14 protein-coding genes are annotated in these 17009 nt (G+C 38.2%); 10 read left to right on the top strand and 4 right to left on the bottom strand.

What is annotated here, in order from left to right; all coding sequences use genetic code 11:
• The first annotated feature begins 113 nt into the window (after positions 1–113).
• From aroA to FFJ24_RS05285, 3 genes are all read left to right on the top strand, one after another.
• Positions 114–1403, top strand: a complete 1290-nt coding sequence (aroA, locus tag FFJ24_RS05295) for a 3-phosphoshikimate 1-carboxyvinyltransferase (RefSeq protein WP_138823231.1) — start codon at positions 114–116, stop codon at positions 1401–1403.
• 222 nt (positions 1404–1625) lie between these two features.
• On the top strand, positions 1626–2723 hold the full coding sequence (aroC, locus tag FFJ24_RS05290) for a chorismate synthase (protein WP_138823229.1): 1098 nt from the start codon (positions 1626–1628) through the stop codon (positions 2721–2723).
• 9 nt (positions 2724–2732) lie between these two features.
• A complete protein-coding gene (locus tag FFJ24_RS05285) occupies positions 2733–3341 on the top strand; it encodes a DUF1684 domain-containing protein (RefSeq protein ID WP_138823227.1) in 609 nt (202 codons plus the stop codon).
• 587 nt (positions 3342–3928) lie between these two features.
• On the opposite strand, the gene FFJ24_RS05280 is transcribed toward FFJ24_RS05285, so the two are convergent.
• Positions 3929–6349, bottom strand: coding sequence for a thiamine pyrophosphate-dependent enzyme (locus tag FFJ24_RS05280; RefSeq protein ID WP_138823225.1), 2421 nt, complete (start codon positions 6347–6349; stop codon positions 3929–3931).
• 171 nt (positions 6350–6520) lie between these two features.
• Here FFJ24_RS05280 and FFJ24_RS05275 point away from each other — a divergent pair, with 171 nt between their 5' ends.
• The 4 genes from FFJ24_RS05275 (at position 6521) to FFJ24_RS05260 (ending at position 10261) form a co-directional block, all read left to right on the top strand.
• Positions 6521–6913, top strand: coding sequence for a DUF1573 domain-containing protein (locus FFJ24_RS05275; RefSeq protein ID WP_138823223.1), 393 nt, complete (start codon positions 6521–6523; stop codon positions 6911–6913).
• A gap of 61 nt (positions 6914–6974) precedes the next feature.
• A complete protein-coding gene (locus tag FFJ24_RS05270) occupies positions 6975–8174 on the top strand; it encodes a pyridoxal phosphate-dependent aminotransferase (protein WP_138823221.1) in 1200 nt (399 codons plus the stop codon).
• Positions 8175–8375: 201 nt separating this feature from the next.
• Positions 8376–8639 (top strand): hypothetical protein, encoded by a 264-nt coding sequence (locus FFJ24_RS05265; protein WP_138823219.1) that lies wholly within the window; start codon positions 8376–8378, stop codon positions 8637–8639.
• Positions 8640–9109: 470 nt separating this feature from the next.
• Positions 9110–10261, top strand: a complete 1152-nt coding sequence (locus FFJ24_RS05260; RefSeq protein WP_138823217.1) for a hypothetical protein — start codon at positions 9110–9112, stop codon at positions 10259–10261.
• On the opposite strand, the gene FFJ24_RS05255 is transcribed toward FFJ24_RS05260, so the two are convergent.
• Positions 10258–10488 (bottom strand): hypothetical protein, encoded by a 231-nt coding sequence (locus FFJ24_RS05255; RefSeq protein WP_138823215.1) that lies wholly within the window; start codon positions 10486–10488, stop codon positions 10258–10260. The two genes, FFJ24_RS05260 and FFJ24_RS05255, sit on opposite strands and share 4 nt — an antisense overlap.
• A 320-nt stretch (positions 10489–10808) precedes the next feature.
• Here FFJ24_RS05255 and FFJ24_RS05250 point away from each other — a divergent pair, with 320 nt between their 5' ends.
• The 3 genes from FFJ24_RS05250 (at position 10809) to FFJ24_RS05240 (ending at position 12415) form a co-directional block, all read left to right on the top strand.
• Positions 10809–11399 (top strand): hypothetical protein, encoded by a 591-nt coding sequence (locus tag FFJ24_RS05250; RefSeq protein ID WP_138823213.1) that lies wholly within the window; start codon positions 10809–10811, stop codon positions 11397–11399.
• A 143-nt stretch (positions 11400–11542) separates the two neighbouring features.
• Positions 11543–11968, top strand: coding sequence for a MauE/DoxX family redox-associated membrane protein (locus FFJ24_RS05245; RefSeq protein ID WP_138823211.1), 426 nt, complete (start codon positions 11543–11545; stop codon positions 11966–11968).
• A gap of 129 nt (positions 11969–12097) precedes the next feature.
• Positions 12098–12415 (top strand): hypothetical protein, encoded by a 318-nt coding sequence (locus tag FFJ24_RS05240; RefSeq protein WP_138823209.1) that lies wholly within the window; start codon positions 12098–12100, stop codon positions 12413–12415.
• 35 nt (positions 12416–12450) lie between these two features.
• On the opposite strand, the gene FFJ24_RS05235 is transcribed toward FFJ24_RS05240, so the two are convergent.
• Positions 12451–13806 carry a RagB/SusD family nutrient uptake outer membrane protein gene (locus tag FFJ24_RS05235; RefSeq protein WP_138823207.1) on the bottom strand — a complete coding sequence of 452 codons (1356 nt, stop codon included), beginning with the start codon at positions 13804–13806 and terminating at the stop codon, positions 12451–12453.
• A gap of 16 nt (positions 13807–13822) precedes the next feature.
• Positions 13823–17008, bottom strand: coding sequence for a SusC/RagA family TonB-linked outer membrane protein (locus FFJ24_RS05230; protein WP_138823205.1), 3186 nt, complete (start codon positions 17006–17008; stop codon positions 13823–13825).
• Position 17009: the final 1 nt, after the last annotated feature.

Below are 17009 nucleotides of genomic sequence, written 5' to 3'. Positions count from 1 at the left end.
AAGGCAGAGGTTGAAACCCAACCTTAAAAAGATATCATCTCTATATAACATTATTGATGTGGTGTCAGATATTTCCATCTGACACTTACATTTAAGAATAAAAACAGAATAAAATGTCGAAAAACGCCTTAGTTTCTTTTAAAGGAACCAGGAATATCAATACGGAAATCCAATTAACAGGCTCGAAAAGCGAATGCAATAGAGCCTTGATTATTAGCGCATTAAGCAAAAAACTGGTTAAAGTTGAAAACCTTTCTAATGCTGCCGATACGGTAACCTTAAATGGGATCCTAAACAAGTTGGGAGTTGAGACTAGTGAGTTGGGAGCAGACTCCAAACTGAAAACTGCGAACTCCGAACTGGTTGACGTTGGCCCTGCAGGTACTGCTATGCGTTTCTTATCGGCCTATCTTTCGGCAAAAAATGGTAATTTTTTACTTACGGGAACAGAACGGATGAAGCAGCGTCCCATTGGTATATTGGCAGAGGCTTTAAAAACCATCGGTGCTGATATTTCTTATGCAGAGGCTGAAGGTTTTCCGCCATTGAATATTGTTGGTCCATTGGATCAAAAAACTGCCCAGGTAAAGATTAAAGGCGATATCAGCAGTCAATATATTTCGGCTTTGCTGATGATTGCTCCTATCCTACCTCAGGGTTTAACTTTAGAAATTGAAGGTGAACTTACTTCTAAACCGTATGTAGATATGACTTTAGATATGTTGGCTGAAGTTGGTATTGAACATAACTGGAACGGAAATTCAATTTCCATTAAACCACAGACTTTTAAACCAGGCACTTTGGTTGTAGAACCCGACTGGAGTGCGGCATCATACTGGTACAGCATTGCAGCTCTGGCAGATGAAGCTGAAATTAGTTTACCTGCTTTAAAAGAAAAAAGTTTGCAGGGCGATAGCCAGATCAAGAATATCATGAAGATTTTTGGCATTGCTACCAGTAAAACCGATAAAGGAATCGCCATTAGCAATTTAGGCCTTACTTTAGATACCAAAGAAGTTTTGGACTTAAAAACCTGCCCGGATTTAGCACAAACTATCGTAGTTATTGCAGCAGCTTTGGGTAAGAATATGTCTTTTACAGGCTTAGAAACACTAAAAATAAAAGAAACAGACCGTATTGCGGCCCTTCAGAATGAATTAGCCAAAATAGGCGTTACTTTTACAGAAGATAATCTGATTTATACTTTAAATACGGATAACCTTCATTTTCCTGATCAAGTTACTTTTGCAACTTACGAGGACCACCGTATGGCAATGGCTTTTGCACCACTTGCACTGTTGATTAACGAAGTTGAAATTGAAGAAATGCAGGTAGTAGAAAAATCTTATCCTTATTATTGGGAAGATTTGAAAAAAGCGGGATTTGAGGTGAGAGAGATTTGAGCACTCAGATCTGAGATGTGAGACACGAAATGTGAGTGAATGCATCAGGGTTAAGATACAAAATAAATTAAGACAACTAAATAACAGCTACGAGGTTTTAGGGTTTGAGTGATAAATCTCAAATCTAACATCCTAAATAGTTTAAACTAAAACACTGAAGTTCAGATATGGTAAACCGGGTATTTCTCAAATCTCATATCTAGCTTCTCACCTCTAAATAATATGGCAGGCAACTCATTCGGACAACTATTTCGCATCACTACTTTTGGCGAATCTCATGGCGTAGCCATTGGGGTAATTATTGATGGCTGTCCGGCGCAATTGGATATCGATATGGATTTCATCCAATCAGAACTCGACAAACGTAGACCGGGTCAATCCAAAATCACCACGCAAAGAAAAGAAAGCGATACCGTTCAGATTTTATCGGGTGTATTTGAAGGAAAAAGTACCGGGACACCAATTGCCTTGCTTATTCCAAACGAAGATCAGCGTTCAAAAGATTATGGCCATAATGTTGATGTTTACCGTCCCAGCCATGCCGATTATGTTTACGATGCGAAATACGGTATCCGCGATCACCGCGGTGGCGGACGCTCTTCTGCCCGCGAAACAGCAGCCCGTGTTGCAGCCGGAGCAATTGCAAAACTGTTTTTAAAGCAACAGGGTATTGAAATTTTTGCCCATGTAACCTCTGTAGGCACTATTGACGCACCAAATTTAGAAAGCAAAGATTTATCGTTGCTTTTAAACGTCAGAGAAGATAATATTGTGCGCTGTGCTGATCCGGCAACAGCACACGAAATGATTGAGTTTATCGATTCGGTTAGAAAAGATGGCGATACCGTAGGCGGCAAAATCGGCTGCGTAATAAAAGGTTGTCCGGCTGGTTTAGGCGAGCCTGTTTTCGACAAACTACATGCTGATTTAGGTAAAGCCATGCTCAGCATTAACGCCGTTCATGGTTTCGAATATGGTTCTGGCTTTGCCGGAAGTGAATTAAGAGGATCGCAACACAACGATATCCCTCAGCCAAAAGCTGCTGATTCTAAAGTTTTTAAAACCACAACTAATTATGCCGGTGGCATTCTGGGTGGTATTTCTAATGGGATGGATATTACCTTTAAAGTGGCATTCAAACCTGTAGCAACCATTATGCATAACCAACAAACCATAAATGCAGCTGGCGAAGCTTCGGAAATTAAAGGCAAAGGCCGACATGATCCCTGTGTGGTACCCAGAGCAGTAGTAATTGTTGAGGCTATGGCTGCACTGGTTTTAGCCGATCAGTTTTTAAGAAACAAAGCAAGTGTGATTTAATTTTCGCAAATGAGAACCATCACCTTTTTATTACTATTGTTCAGCATGAATAGCTTTGCACAAAGTTATGCTGAGCAGATTGCAAAACACCGTGAAACCTATAAACTGGATTTCATTAAAGATGAACGGTCACCGCTCAAGAAAGACGACCTGCAAAACCTTCACTTTTATAATGCTGACAGTACGTATAAAATTTTGGCTGATGTAGAAATACTGAAGAATGAAAAAGTTTTCAAAATGCCTACTTTCAATGGTTCAAGCAGCGATTACTATAAATATGCACACGTAAACTTTGTTTTGGCTAACAAGAAAATTCAAATGACTTTATATAAAAGCATTTCTTTGTCAAACAACCCAATTTATAAAGATCATCTATTTTTGCCTTTTACTGATGAAACCAACAATAAGGAAACTTATGGTGGTGGCAGGTACATCGATCTGGATGCAAAAGAAATCGTAGATAATCACATTGAAATCGATTTTAATAAAGCCTACAACCCTTACTGTGCCTATAGTAATGGATACCGCTGCCCTGTACCACCGGAAGAAAACGACCTGCAATTGGGCGTAAAAGCTGGCGAGAAATTATACACTGGAGAAAAGAAACACCAAAAATAAAAGTTAATATCACCCTTATCTATAAACTAATCTCTGGATCATACAAAATCCATATTTTAACTTAAGGCTAAGTAAAAAATACCTTTTCCCTAAATAAATTAATAGGTAAGCAGTTTTTTTATCTTTTCACCAAAATTTAAATCATTTCAGTAATAAACTGATTATAATCCCTTTAAAAATTAGCTAAAAACACTTAAAGCCGGTTTAAAAATTAAATAAAATTTATTTCCTATGTCAGTCTGAGCATAGTCGAAGACCATTTCAACGCATTAATAAAGCAATCGACTACGCTAACATAGACAGAATCCATTAACATGTCTCGTCATTCCCGCAAAGGCAGGAATCTTAAAGCGCTTGCATGACGATTATTCATAAGTTTCCCTTGTTTCAAAGGCATTCATGAGCACTCCGTGGTTCCCAATCGAGTTGCGAATGACGATCTCTCGCAGCCAACCATTTTGCCAAAAAGATCTGTCTTTTATATTGATTTTATGAAATAACTATCCCTCAGTGTGACAGCAAAAAGACATTTATATTTGTTATAAAAATTAAACAGGCTCCTAATTTATACGCCAGCTATTGCTCCATTAAAAGAGTGAAGGGTATTTAGTTGGATTTGCATCATGCATCATTTGGTAAATGGTTTCTATAACATCATCAACGGATGGTTTACTGAAATAATCACCGTCTGATCCAAATGGTGGACGATGCGCTTTAGCCGATAATGTTTTCGGCTGGCCATCTAAATGGAAATAACCTTTTTGTTCTTCCAGAACCTTTTGCAGGATATATGCAGATGCACCTCCCGGAACATCCTCATCTACTATAAGTAATTTATTGGTTTTGGCAAGCGAGTTTACACAAACCTGTGTAGTATCGAAAGGCAAGAGCGTTTGCGGATCTATAATTTCTACAGAAATACCCAATAAGCTCAATTCTTCTGCTGCCTCCTGAACAATTCTTAATGAAGAACCGTAAGATATTACGGTAATATCAGTTCCTTCTTCCAAAACCTCCGCTTTGCCTAATGGAACAGTAAAATCGCCGACATTACCTGGTAGCTTTTCTTTAAGCCTGTAACCGTTTAAACATTCAATTACTATTGCAGGTTCGTCAGCCCTGAAAAGGGTGTTGTACATGCCGGCAGCTTGCGTCATATTTCTTGGTACGCATAAATGCATCCCTCTTAAAGCACCTAAAATCATGCTGATTGGTGAGCCTGAATGCCAGATCCCTTCCAACCGATGGCCGCGTGTCCGCACAATAACCGGTGCTTTTTGAATTCCTTTGGTACGGTAGGAAAGCGAAGCCAAATCGTCGCTAAGTACATTTAATGCAAAAATTAAATAATCAAGGTATTGTATTTCGGCTATCGGTTTTAAACCCCTCATGGCAAGGCCAATACCCTGCCCCATAATGGTCATTTCTCTAATTCCGGTATCGGTAATCCTTAATTCACCATATTTGGCCTGTAATCCTGCAAAACCTTGATTTACATCACCAATATTCCCCAGATCTTCTCCAAAAGCAACTAAACGAGGATCGCGGGCAAAGTTTTCATTAAAACAGGCATTGAGCACCTCCCTACCGTCAACCATCTTCGAATGCTCATCATATACAGCATTAACCACTGCAATCATATCCGGACTTTCTTTGCCGTCAGTATGCAGTTTAGAATTGTATCGGTCGTGGTTAAACTTAGACTGCTGCTTGTACCAGGCTAAAAGTTCATTACGTTCCGGAGAGCTAAAACTGGCCGATAAACGTATGGCTTTTCGTACAGCAGTAAAAACTTCCCGACGTTGTGCATCGGCAGTTGAGGCCAGATTTGCGGCAATTTTAGCCAGTTCAGGTTGATGTTTAGCTATACCGCTAATTAAATCAATAACTTGTTTTTGTTCTGGTTTAATATTGTCCAAAAACTCATTCCAGGCTTCCTTTTGCGCATTACGCACAAAAACCTTGGCATTCTTTTCAACCTCTGCAATTTCCTCCTCGGTTGCTACCGCCGAATCGAGCATCCAGGCACGCATTTTCTGAATACAATCGTATTCTGTTTCCCAAGATAACCGATCTTTTGATTTGTACCTTTCGTGCGAACCAGAGGTAGAATGCCCCTGAGGCTGAGTAAGTTCGGTAACGTGAATTAAAACAGGTACATGTTCGTCTCTGCAAACATTTATTGCTTTTTCATATACCTCGCATAAAGCCGGATAATCCCAGCCTTTTACCTTATAAATTTCATAACCTGGTTGATCAGCATTACGCTGAAAACCTTTTAAAACCTCAGAAATATCTTCTTTGGTCGTTTGATATTTTGCCGGAACTGAAATACCATAGGCATCATCCCAAATAGAAACGGCCATCGGTATCTGTAAAACACCTGCAGCATTAATGGCTTCAAAAAATACACCCTCCGAAGTTGATGCATTACCGATAGTACCAAAAGCAACCTCATTTCCGTCTACAGAAAAGTGTTTTAAGTAATCGAGTTCTTTATTTTGTCTAAATAATTTAGAAGCATAAGCTAAACCAACCAAGCGGGCCATCTGGCCACCGGTTGGTGAAATATCTGATGAGCAGTTTTTAATCTGTGTTAAATCGTTCCAGCTACCATCTTCATTAACAGATTTTGTTGCAAAATGACAGTTCATTTGTCTACCGCCTGAAAATGGATCAGCGCCCTCGGTTGGATTGGCGTAAAGCTGTGCAAAAAATTCTTTAATGGTAGAAATACCTGTTGCAAAGGCGAAAGTTTGATCGCGGTAATAACCTGAGCGCCAATCTCCGTTTTTAAAAGCCTTTGCCATAGCCAACTGCGGCACCTCTTTACCATCGCCAAAAATACCAAATTTAGCCTTCCCTGTTAATACTTCTCTGCGGCCTAAAATGCTGGCCTGCCTACTTTCAAAGGCTATTTTATAGTCATTTATAACGATAGATTTAAAATCGTTAAAACTGAGTTCAGAAGCATCAATAGCGTTAGTCATCAATTTTTCATTCGGCATAGTAATCAAAGATTGGTTGCGGCAAATATATACAAAATTAAAAGTTTGCCTTTATCCTCTATTGTAAAATTATATATCGATTTGTAAAATATATTTGGAATAGTTTTTGTTTTAGTAGGAAAACATTAAATTTGTTATAGAATTTTAAAAAATAAATTACAGCCACATAACATGAAAAAGATCTTAGTATTATTCGCTTTTGTTTTAGGTTTAGGTGTTGCAGTAAATGCACAAACCAAGCCTGCAGAGTTTAAATTCGAATCGGAAACTCACGATTTCGGTAAAATTGTTTTAAACAAACCAGTAACTTACGATTTCAAATACACGAACATTGGCGAAGCGCCTTTAATTATTACCAAAGCTGAAGCTAGTTGCGGATGTACAGTCCCTAAATACACTTCTACTCCATTAAAAAAGGGTGAAACAGGTGTAATTTCGGTAACATTTAACGCTGCTGCTGGTCCTTCTACTTTTTCGAAAGCCGTAACCATTACTTCAAATGCTAAAACACCAATTAAAGTGCTTTATATCAAAGGTGAAACGGTTGCCGCATCTTCAAAATAATTTTTAAACGATAATATTTAAAAAGTCCCGATTTTCATCGGGACTTTTTTATTTTTGTGCCATGCCAAAAATTTCACAAAAAGGTGTGCAGATGCCTGCATCGCCAATCAGAAAGTTAACCCCATTTGCAGATCAAGCTAAAAAAGATGGTAAAAAAGTTTTCCATTTAAATATTGGTCAGCCAGACATAGAAACACCAGAAGGAATGTTAAACGCCATTAAAAACATTGATTTTAATGTTTGGGCTTATACGCCATCTGAAGGTACACTTGCATATCGTTTAAAACTGACAGAATACTATAATAAACTCGGCTACAATATTACGCCAGAAAATATACTGGTAACTGTTGGTGGCTCTGAAGCCATCACCATTGCCATGCAAACCTGCGTAAACGAGGGTGATGAAATTATCATTCCAGAACCTTTTTATGCCAATTACAATGGCTTTGCCTGTATGAGCAATGTAGTCGTAAAACCAATCCTTTCTTACATTGAAAATGGTTTTGCATTACCACCGATTGCTGAATTCGAAAAATTGATTACTGAAAAAACCAAAGCGATTATTATCTGCAATCCTAATAATCCTACTGGTTATTTATATTCAAGAGCAGAATTAGAAGCTTTAAAAACACTTTGTGTTAAATACGATCTGTTTTTATTCTCTGATGAAGCTTATCGCGAATTCTGTTATGATGGACGGGAATTTATCTCCCCCATGCATTTAGACGGTTTAGATGAAAATGTGGTTATTATGGATACGGTTTCTAAACGTTATAGCGCTTGTGGTGCTCGTTTAGGCTGTTTAATTACTAAAAATAAAGAGGTTATTTCTTCAGGATTAAAATTTGCGCAGGCAAGATTAAGCCCGGGCATGGTTGAACAAATTGCCGGTGCAGCAGCTGTTGATACGCCGGATAGTTATTTTGAAAAAGTAAATACCGAGTATACTTTACGCCGTAATACTTTGGTTGGTCGGTTAAATAATATCGAAGGCGTTTTCTGTCCTAATCCGGGCGGAGCGTTTTACGTAGTAGCAAAATTCCCTATTGATGATGCTGATAAATTCTGTCAATGGATTTTAGAGGATTTTAGCCATAATAACCAAACAGTAATGATGGCCCCTGCAACTGGTTTCTACTCTACCCCAGGTTCTGGTAAAAACGAGGTTCGTATGGCATACGTATTAAATACCGATGATTTAAATGCAGCTATGGACTGTTTGGAAGTAGCATTGAAGCAATACCCCGGAAGAGTAGGTTAATTGTATATAAATTATTTAAACCGGTTAATTGTTGAGCGCTAGTTCAATTTAAACAATTAACCGGTTTAAATAGTTAAGAAAGTATAAGCAGAATTAAAAGACTCTATTTCAACTATTCATTCACTCCTGTTGCATGGGAGTTAATCTGATAACGGCTCTATTTTAGTAAAACAATAAGCGGGCTGCATTGGTTTTGAAATCATGACAGTATTTAACATTGAAATAGATCATAATGATCAGGTAATCACCTTAACCATTATCCCAAAAGCTGATTATTTTAAGATTGTTTATTCAGGAGGTATTTTAGGAGCAATAAAAAAACAGGAATCTGACTGGATCTTACTCAAAGCAGAAGAGATTGATCCTGGAGAACGCGCACATGCATTGACCGGAAACAGTCACCTTTCCCTCGGTGTGGCCGAGATCAACCAGATCTCCGGCGCAATCGAAAACTACCTACTATAGTTAGAATAACATAAGTTAAAATGTACTCAAAAAATTAGTTAGTAACACCTATTTTCTACTATTCCATTCTTTATTTAACTAAATGCTCTGTTGAAAAGCACTAGCATTTTAGCACAAATTCACTTTGCCTTACTCCTTTCATCAACCTTACGGCCAAGAACAACATTTTCCTATATAAATAATATTTGTCTTCATGTTAATAATCATCAACATCCAGACTGATCTAAATAAAGCTTCGCATAATTAACCCCTGCTATATAATTTTCTGTATGATGCATAAAAGCATCCCATTGCTCACCATTAAATATCCTTGAATAGTCCATCCTGCCTTCTTAAATCAAATGACATCCTAATACCAGCCAAAAAAATTGCTAAAATTAAGTTTCACAACGTTAGCGGTCCGTTTTACCACGTTAATACCAAAAAAGGAAAATAAAAGCTTAGAATTAAGCAAAGCGGCTACCAGATAAATGATGTACGAACTTATCAGCTTCAGGGAAACGATATTAGATACCATTAAAGTTGGCGCTGCATATCAATGGTCCGGTAAGGAACTGCAAAATGAAATTTTAAAGGAAAGTAAACGAATAATCAGTTCCATTCAGTATAATGTTACGCAAATGGCGCCTGATAGATCAAAAGCCTATATAAGACAACATCAAAGAGGGTTGATACAATTAATGGATGAGTTAGCAGCCATGATAGGTGAGGATAACCTTAACGCTTGTCAAAAAAACAAAAATGAAGAAATTAGTAGCATAGTAAATCTACTCAACCAAATGGTTTTAGATCTTCAGCAATATTTACCCTATTATTTTGACTATGGTTGCCCTGTTTCCTTATCCACCCAGAAACAACTGTTATTAAATATTGCAGAAAATTCCAGCCAGGTCCTGAAAAACCTTGAAGAACGGGATGCCGATAATGAAACCATCGCCGTTTTTAAGCTTATCTTCGAAAACCTTAATAGCGGCCCGGGGCGTTTCACTTTCGAACAGGTTACATATCTACGTGATTTTTTTGAGTCGCTTAAAATAGCATTGAATAAATTTGCACCACCTTTGGATATTCCTGAGATTATCCTACTGCTCGTCTCCTTAAACTTTAATCACCCATCTTTTTATCATTCCTGCTGCAGCCATTTTAATCGTGAACTTCAAAAATGCGAAAGCATTAGCGATCAATATAGATTAATTCATTTCTTTAAAAAACTCATTGGGCAGGTTTTTAAAACCATAAGTATACCATATAATAGAAATCTGCCCAATATTGACGAATCATTACTAAGATATATTAAAAGTGAAATCAGCTACCTCAAATCAATAGATACCCTAGCTGAAGACCTGAGTGATGGTGGTATTTTAGACAGCAATTTTAAAGTAACCTTCACTGTAAAGCAGCTTGCTATATTTATCCGCCTTCAAGTTGAGGCGGGAATCATCACCACCCATAGCCCCAAAGCATTGCATCAATATGTTACGAAACACTATAGTACTGCAGAAAAAGATATCATCTCAGAAAAAAGCTTTAAAAATGCATACTACGGAAATGTTGGAAACGATGTTCAAAAAGTGATCAAAAAAATCAGCACCATGTTGGGCATTGCAGAAGACAAATATTAACCAAGAAGATTTAACAAATCCTTCCTGCGTAAAAAATCAACAAATTCAAAATACCAATGCTCTGAATAGTCATCCAGTTCAGGTAATTCTTTTTGGTTGGCTCCAATAATATCCAGAATTGTAAAAAAACCCATTAGTTTACTTCTAAGCTTAAAATTCTCAGAAAGTGGAAGTTCCGCAATTGGCAGATTAAGGAGAAAGTGATTTGATTGGGAAAAGCTATCCATAAAAAGCGTGGGTTAACCCGATATCCGCTTTAGAGGCACCGCAAAATGCCCAGACACAAGATAAACAGGCACCCACGCATAGCGTAGGCAACCATCTATTTTTTCCTGTGTCTTTTGAAGTTTTGCGGTTTTCTAAAACAGTAAAATAGCTGTCGCTACAATATCAATATGTAATTAATTTTTATTTCATGGCTCAAATATAACAGATCTGAGCCTTTTTATTCCTTTAAAACAAAAAAATAAAGGGGTTGCCGGAGGTTGCTCGATCAGCAACTTGACAAACTTGAAAATATGCATTTCTTTACCCTTAAAAACAGGTTATGGAAAAAGAACAATACCTCTCCAAATTATCGTCCTATCAAAAACTTTCGGTAGGCCTCAGCGCATATCTTAATTATGCGGTGTACCAAACTAATTTTAGTAAAATGGAAAAAATTTCACTTGACAGCATGGAGCCAGGCAGTTTTTGTTACCTGGCCAAAGGCAGTGGAAGATTATTTATTTATGATATTGAAAACGAGCAACAAATTACTATCCTTTTCTTCCAGGCCCAAGATATGTTACCTGATCTTAAATCTATCTCTAAGTATGTGCAAGGTCAGCTTTTCATGCAATTTCCAGAAGATACCGAACTGCTTAGCATCCCCAATAAACACACCGATAACATACATAAACTATTCCGCGAATCCGCCACTTTAATTACCGAAATAAACGCAGAAATACTTGCAAAAATAATCATCATATCTACGGCGCTAAAAATCCACGATGCAGACCAGCGACTTGATAAACTAATTGAATCTTTCCCAACAGTTTTTAGCCAAATTGCAGTAAAAGATGTTGCATCATACCTGGGAATTCATAGCAGTACGCTGAGTGCGATGAGGAATAAAAACAAAAAACATATACAATAATTCAAGTTGCTCCTTACTAAATAATACCATTATAACCCACTTAGCTGTCATATTTTTTCTAAAAGTTACCGTTTTTTCCCATCTGGATGTGAGGCGATTTAGAAGGCAATAATCCAATTTCGGAATAGCAAAGAAAGTTGGATATGAAAACAAAGGTACCACAGGTTATTTCAGCAGCATTTATTTTGCTCTGGGTATATACAGCAGGAAGCAAGTTGGCCGACTTCCAGTCTTACAAACAGGAAATGAATCTACAGGTTTTCAGTCCAGATTTTACAGCTGTACTATTAAACGCAATACCATTGATTGAAATACTATCTGCAATACTGTTATTGATCAAAAAAACCAATCAGTTGGGCTTAGTCTTATCGCTCTTACTCATGCTCGCTTTTACGGGATATATTGTGCTCATTATTTCAGGGTATTTCCCCAAAACACCATGCAGTTGTGGTGGAGTAATTAAAGCAATGGGCTGGAAAGCTCACCTCATTTTCAATATTTTTTTTCTTAGCGCTGCAATTCTCTCACTATTTATTAAACTAAAGCTGGAGGTACGCGACAAAGATTAAGGTTAAACAATGGATCTGGCCAGGCCAAAAATAAGAACCACAAGCTGTATTGATTGCCAAGAAAAAACAAACAGCCGGGCTAGCTGCTTAAGCCCTATTTGATAAGCAGAATATCAAACTAAAAAAAACATGTTAAAAAAAATCAATTTAGGCTTTGCAGCCCTCGTTTTGGGGTTCGGCCTTATCGCTACACAAAGTGCTTTTACAACTAAAGCAACTACTTTCTGGGCCTACCAACCTAATGCAAGCAATAATTTAAGGGATTACACCAAGTATATCCATACCTCAACACCTTCAGCCCAGTGCACAGAAGATAATGAGCCATTACCTTGTGTTATTGAAGTTCCGGAAACAGTTACCTCCCAAACAGATCTTCAAGATTTTTTTGTGGGAAAAACCAATAGCGATATACTTGCATTATCAGCAGAGCGCACACCAGAACAATAGTCTTAAAATTAGTGGGGAAATTTTCCCCACTAATTTTATCTCGGATTTTGCTGAATACCACTTATTGAGATAATATCCTGAGGAATTTCCAGGGCATATCTTTTATCATTTGGATTTAGTTCATAGTTAATTCCATTTGCAGTTCTTCTCAACGTAATATTTGCTCCCTCAAGATTAAACCGCTTTAAATCAGACCACCTCAAGCCCCTCATAACAAGCTCCTTCCTACGCTCTTTTAAAATCACACCTAAAATATCCAATGAATTTACCGTATAAGGAATGTAAGTACCACTTTTGAAACGTTTTATCAATAGGGTATTCAGATCATCTACCGCATTTTGGAGATTTCCTAAACGGGCATTACATTCAGCCCGGATGAGGTATTGCTCATCAATTGTAACACCGGGAAATACACCCTGTCCTGCCCTATAACTCCCTCTCCAGCCGAAGGTTCCGTTATTGTTATTTTTAAAATAAAGAACTTTCCTCAAATCGTTATCTGCATATTGGGTAATCAAATCTGCAACAATCTTTGCTCTTGAATTATTCAGAATCTGCGGAATAGCAGCAGCAGATTCATAAATAACCTCGGCATTGAACCTGGTAAAAGGAAATGCAGGCATATTACTAATCAGGTTATAATCCAATAAAACAGCTTTAACCTTAATACATGAATCTGCATATAAAGCTGCTTTTCTGTAATCTCTCATACTGAGGTAAACACGGGCAAGAAAGCCAAACGAAGCCTGCCTACCTGGACGGAGCGCATGTACTGATAATTTTGGCAGCAACCGATTAGCTTCAAGAAGATCAGCAAGAACATAACTGTAGCCTTTGGCCACAGATGACCTGACCGAAGCTTTGTTAAAATCGGTCGATTCCCTTATCACAGGCCCTAAATCGTTATCCGCAGTATTACTATCATACCCAACAGACCACAGTTGCAAGATATTGTAGTAAGCACGCGCACGATTAAAATATGCCTGCCCTTTTATATTGTCGTATTGGGCAGCGTTTGAAGAAATCCGCTCAATTTTCTCAAGATTCTCCAGAACCGTATTGGCGGTATAAATTAACGAGTACAGGTATTCCCAGTCATTGGGAAAATTTACACTTGTAAATAAATTATCCTTCTCCCATGTATAAAGCCTCCTATTTTGCTCAGATGATAAACTGTTCAGGTCTGCATCAGTAACAAAATAGTCATCAGCACTAACCTCAGCCGCACCCGGATCTACAGCATTGTTCAAATTTTCGTTGTTCAGTAACGCCTGCAGATCGTCCAGTCGCTCTGGCACCGCCAGCTTCATATCAGATTTTTCATCCAAAAACTTTTTACAGCTAAGTAGTGACATGGTCAGCACAATAGCTACTAGATATAATATTTTCATATAATTTATTTTAAAATTAAAGGCTTGTCCTTACGCCAATTGAAACTGTTTTAGGAGGAATTAGACCATTTAAACCAATTTCATAATCAGGATCCAGGCCCTGTTTATTGGCTGCCCAAATCAAGCCTAAATTTGAAACTGTAGCATAAACAGTTAAACTTCTGAATACCTTTGACCTGATATTTGGGCTGTACCCCATATTGATATACTGTAACCGGATATGGTCGCCTTTTGAGATCAGTACCTCTGACCCCCTGTAAAAATTATCTCTGGCACTAACTGTGGGGTATATTTGGGAAGGTACGTCCGTGTTGAGTTCATCTCCTGGTTGTTTCCAGCGCGATCCATAATCTGCATGGCCCTGCCCCGTAGTATTCAGGTTAGCGTACTGAATTGAATTTCTTCTAAAAAAATAATCAAGCTTAAAACTAAACTGAATATTAAGTTCGAGGTTACCATATTTAAAAGCGTTCCCCAGACCACCAAATATCCTGGGCACAGCAGAACCATAATAAACCAGGTCAGAAAGCTGTGTACCCTGCCCTGTAATCAGATTATAATCCTTACTGGTATTGCCATTAAGGTAACCGATGGGATCGCCGTTAGCAGGATCTAAGCCGCCCCACCTGTAACCATATATCGAGTAAACCGGACTTCCAATTATGCCCGAAACTGAAGGTCCACCTGCAAGGCCCAAAAAATTGCTCCCTTGGTAATTAGACAATAAATATTTATCGATCTTATCCTTATAACCGCTTATATTAAAACTGCTTTTCCAGATTAACCTGCCCGGGGTATTTATCGAATTAAGCTGGATCTCCCAACCGTTTCCGCTCATCTCCGCCACGTTTTTAACAATTGATTGTCCTACACCACCAGAATAATCTAAACTTGCAATACCAAATAAATCTTTTCCTTTTTTATGGAAATACTCCAGAGAACCCGACAAGCGGTCTTTCAATATCGAGAAATCGACGCCCAGATTTGTCATTGCGGAAGTTTCCCACTTTAAAGAGGGATTTGAATAGGTACTGAATCTGGCAAATGGCAGTCCTGTATTGGTAGAATTTCCCACGTAGACGATAGTAGAAACCGAAGCCATAGTAGGATCAATATTACCAGTAAGTCCATAAGTTGCCCTGATCTTTAGCGAACTAAACAGGTCTTTATTAAAAAAAACCTCATTCGATACATCCCATAATATCCCTGCAGACCAAAGTAAATTCCATTTATCATTTGTATTGACGCCAAAAAGGTTTGAAGCATCCCTTCTGCCACTCAGCGTAAAGGTATACCTGGATTTATAGGAGTAAGAAAGATTTGAAAAAACCGAAACAAATCTTGTATTAGTAGCCACTATCCCGTTCCTGTCTGGTATAACCGAATTATTTCCAGTGGTAAGCGAAGGATATGCGATTGTATAATCAACTACGGCGGCAGAAATAATATCATCTCTAAAACCGTACAATCTGGAAGATAGCCCATTGGTAGAGGCCTGCCTTGTTTCGGCCCCGACAAATCCTGCTATAACATGTGCTGTTGTATTTAAGCTATAATTAAGCTGCCCTCTTACATTATGTACCTGCAAAGAATTGAATGAGTTATCCAGTATTCCCCCCTTTGGTATCTTATAGGCTACAACATTATTTGCATACTGGGCAAAATCGTTAACCAGGTTACGTGCAAAATAACTTTGCCCATCGCTAAGTACTGTATTTTTTCGCTCCTGGTTTTCATACTGGTATTTTAAAGTTAAAGAAAAGCCATAGGGCAGCTTTTGCTGCAAAGATGCATCAAGAATCAGATCCCCGATTTTAGTCTGGTTGTTAACATGCTGATAGTCTGTCAACGGATAATACTTCCAATCGTCTAAAAGTCCGCCGGCCAATCCATTCAGATATGACGCACGCCTATCCTTTGGAAGAGCAATTGCATTGCCGTTTGCATCTGCAAACTCCGCATAGGGGTATAGATTTCCTGAAACAGAACTGATACTACCATAATCTGGCTTTCCAGTGCGTGCATTGCTATTGGTATAATAAAATCCTGTGCTAATTTCCATACTTTTATATGGCCGGTAACTCATGCTCATTTTTGAATTTAACTTTCTAAAAACAGCATCAGTTACTGATCTGTTGTCATCGATGGTAACTGAAGAATACCATTTGAATAATTCCTGCCCACCGGATATATTTATAGAAGCCTGGTTGTTCAATCCTGCTGAATAAAAATACTGTTGATACTGATCCCTTACATCCAGCAATTTTAGCCGTTCAATTTCTGTTTGAGCTGCCAAACCCGATACCATTCCGTTTTCTTTTTTCAACAACAATTCTACTATAGGGCTTAAGGCAGGCTGTTGCGAATTATTGATCTGAGATTGATAAAAACCTTTTGAAAAAAGAAAGATTTCATTGTCAATATAATCTGCCGAAGTAATTTGCTTTAATCTGGAAAGGTCAGGACTTTGAGAAAAACTGGTATTGATATTCGCATCGATCTTTACTTTCGAGTTGAACCTTCCATTTTTTGACGTGATGACCACAACCCCGTTCCCCGCCCTTGCTCCCCATATACTTGAAGCCGATGCATCTTTCAAAATCGTGATATTTTCTACATCATTCGGATTTATATTACTGATATCGCCCTCATAAGGAAAATTATCCAGGATAATCAGTGGGGCCTTAGGGCCTTGAATTGAGCTCAGTCCCCTTATCATAAGCCTTCCCCCGCCGTTGGTAGATCTGTCTACGATCAGTCCTGAGGAAATGGCCTCCAACCTCGAAACAATGTTGGAGCCTACCTGTTGAGCCAATAGCTTATTATCCAGCGTGGTAAAAGATCCCGTTGAGCGCTCTTTTGGCAAAGTCTGGTAACCTGTATGCACCTGTACTTCATCAAGAAGTTTTACCACAGGTGTCAAATAAATTTTTAAACCGACTTTTAAAGGTAAACTCACCTTAACTAATACTTTTTCAAAGCCTATATGACCTATTTCTATTGTATATTCTCCAGTGTACCCAGGCACTAAAATTTTACCCTCGCCATCACTCAACAGCATTTTATTAATTGTTGTAAATTTCAGCACTACCCCTTCCAACGGCGTTTTTGTTTCAGCATTGAAAACCTGTATCGCCAACTTATCCTGACCAACGGCCCTAAGTGAAAGGAGTAACACAGTTATAAATAGAATGTATCTCATG

This window comes from Pedobacter sp. KBS0701, assembly GCF_005938645.2.
Taxonomy (GTDB): domain Bacteria; phylum Bacteroidota; class Bacteroidia; order Sphingobacteriales; family Sphingobacteriaceae; genus Pedobacter.
Note: the sequence above shows the minus strand (reverse complement) of the source record. Positions and strands in the feature narration are given on the sequence as shown.

Excerpts from the sequence above, each read along its gene's own strand:
- FFJ24_RS05265 (WP_138823219.1), top strand. The coding sequence starts at position 8,376 with ATGACAGTATTTAACATTGAAATAGATCATAATGATCAGGTAATCACC.
- FFJ24_RS05270 (WP_138823221.1), top strand. The coding sequence starts at position 6,975 with ATGCCAAAAATTTCACAAAAAGGTGTGCAGATGCCTGCATCGCCAATC.
- aroA (WP_138823231.1), top strand. The coding sequence starts at position 114 with ATGTCGAAAAACGCCTTAGTTTCTTTTAAAGGAACCAGGAATATCAAT.
- aroC (WP_138823229.1), top strand. The coding sequence starts at position 1,626 with ATGGCAGGCAACTCATTCGGACAACTATTTCGCATCACTACTTTTGGC.
- FFJ24_RS05255 (WP_138823215.1), bottom strand. The coding sequence starts at position 10,488 with ATGGATAGCTTTTCCCAATCAAATCACTTTCTCCTTAATCTGCCAATT.
- FFJ24_RS05245 (WP_138823211.1), top strand. The coding sequence starts at position 11,543 with ATGAAAACAAAGGTACCACAGGTTATTTCAGCAGCATTTATTTTGCTC.
- FFJ24_RS05235 (WP_138823207.1), bottom strand. The coding sequence starts at position 13,806 with ATGAAAATATTATATCTAGTAGCTATTGTGCTGACCATGTCACTACTT.
- FFJ24_RS05250 (WP_138823213.1), top strand. The coding sequence starts at position 10,809 with ATGGAAAAAGAACAATACCTCTCCAAATTATCGTCCTATCAAAAACTT.
- FFJ24_RS05280 (WP_138823225.1), bottom strand. The coding sequence starts at position 6,349 with ATGCCGAATGAAAAATTGATGACTAACGCTATTGATGCTTCTGAACTC.
- FFJ24_RS05260 (WP_138823217.1), top strand. The coding sequence starts at position 9,110 with ATGATGTACGAACTTATCAGCTTCAGGGAAACGATATTAGATACCATT.
- FFJ24_RS05275 (WP_138823223.1), top strand. The coding sequence starts at position 6,521 with ATGAAAAAGATCTTAGTATTATTCGCTTTTGTTTTAGGTTTAGGTGTT.
- FFJ24_RS05285 (WP_138823227.1), top strand. The coding sequence starts at position 2,733 with ATGAGAACCATCACCTTTTTATTACTATTGTTCAGCATGAATAGCTTT.
- FFJ24_RS05230 (WP_138823205.1), bottom strand. The coding sequence starts at position 17,008 with ATGAGATACATTCTATTTATAACTGTGTTACTCCTTTCACTTAGGGCC.
- FFJ24_RS05240 (WP_138823209.1), top strand. The coding sequence starts at position 12,098 with ATGTTAAAAAAAATCAATTTAGGCTTTGCAGCCCTCGTTTTGGGGTTC.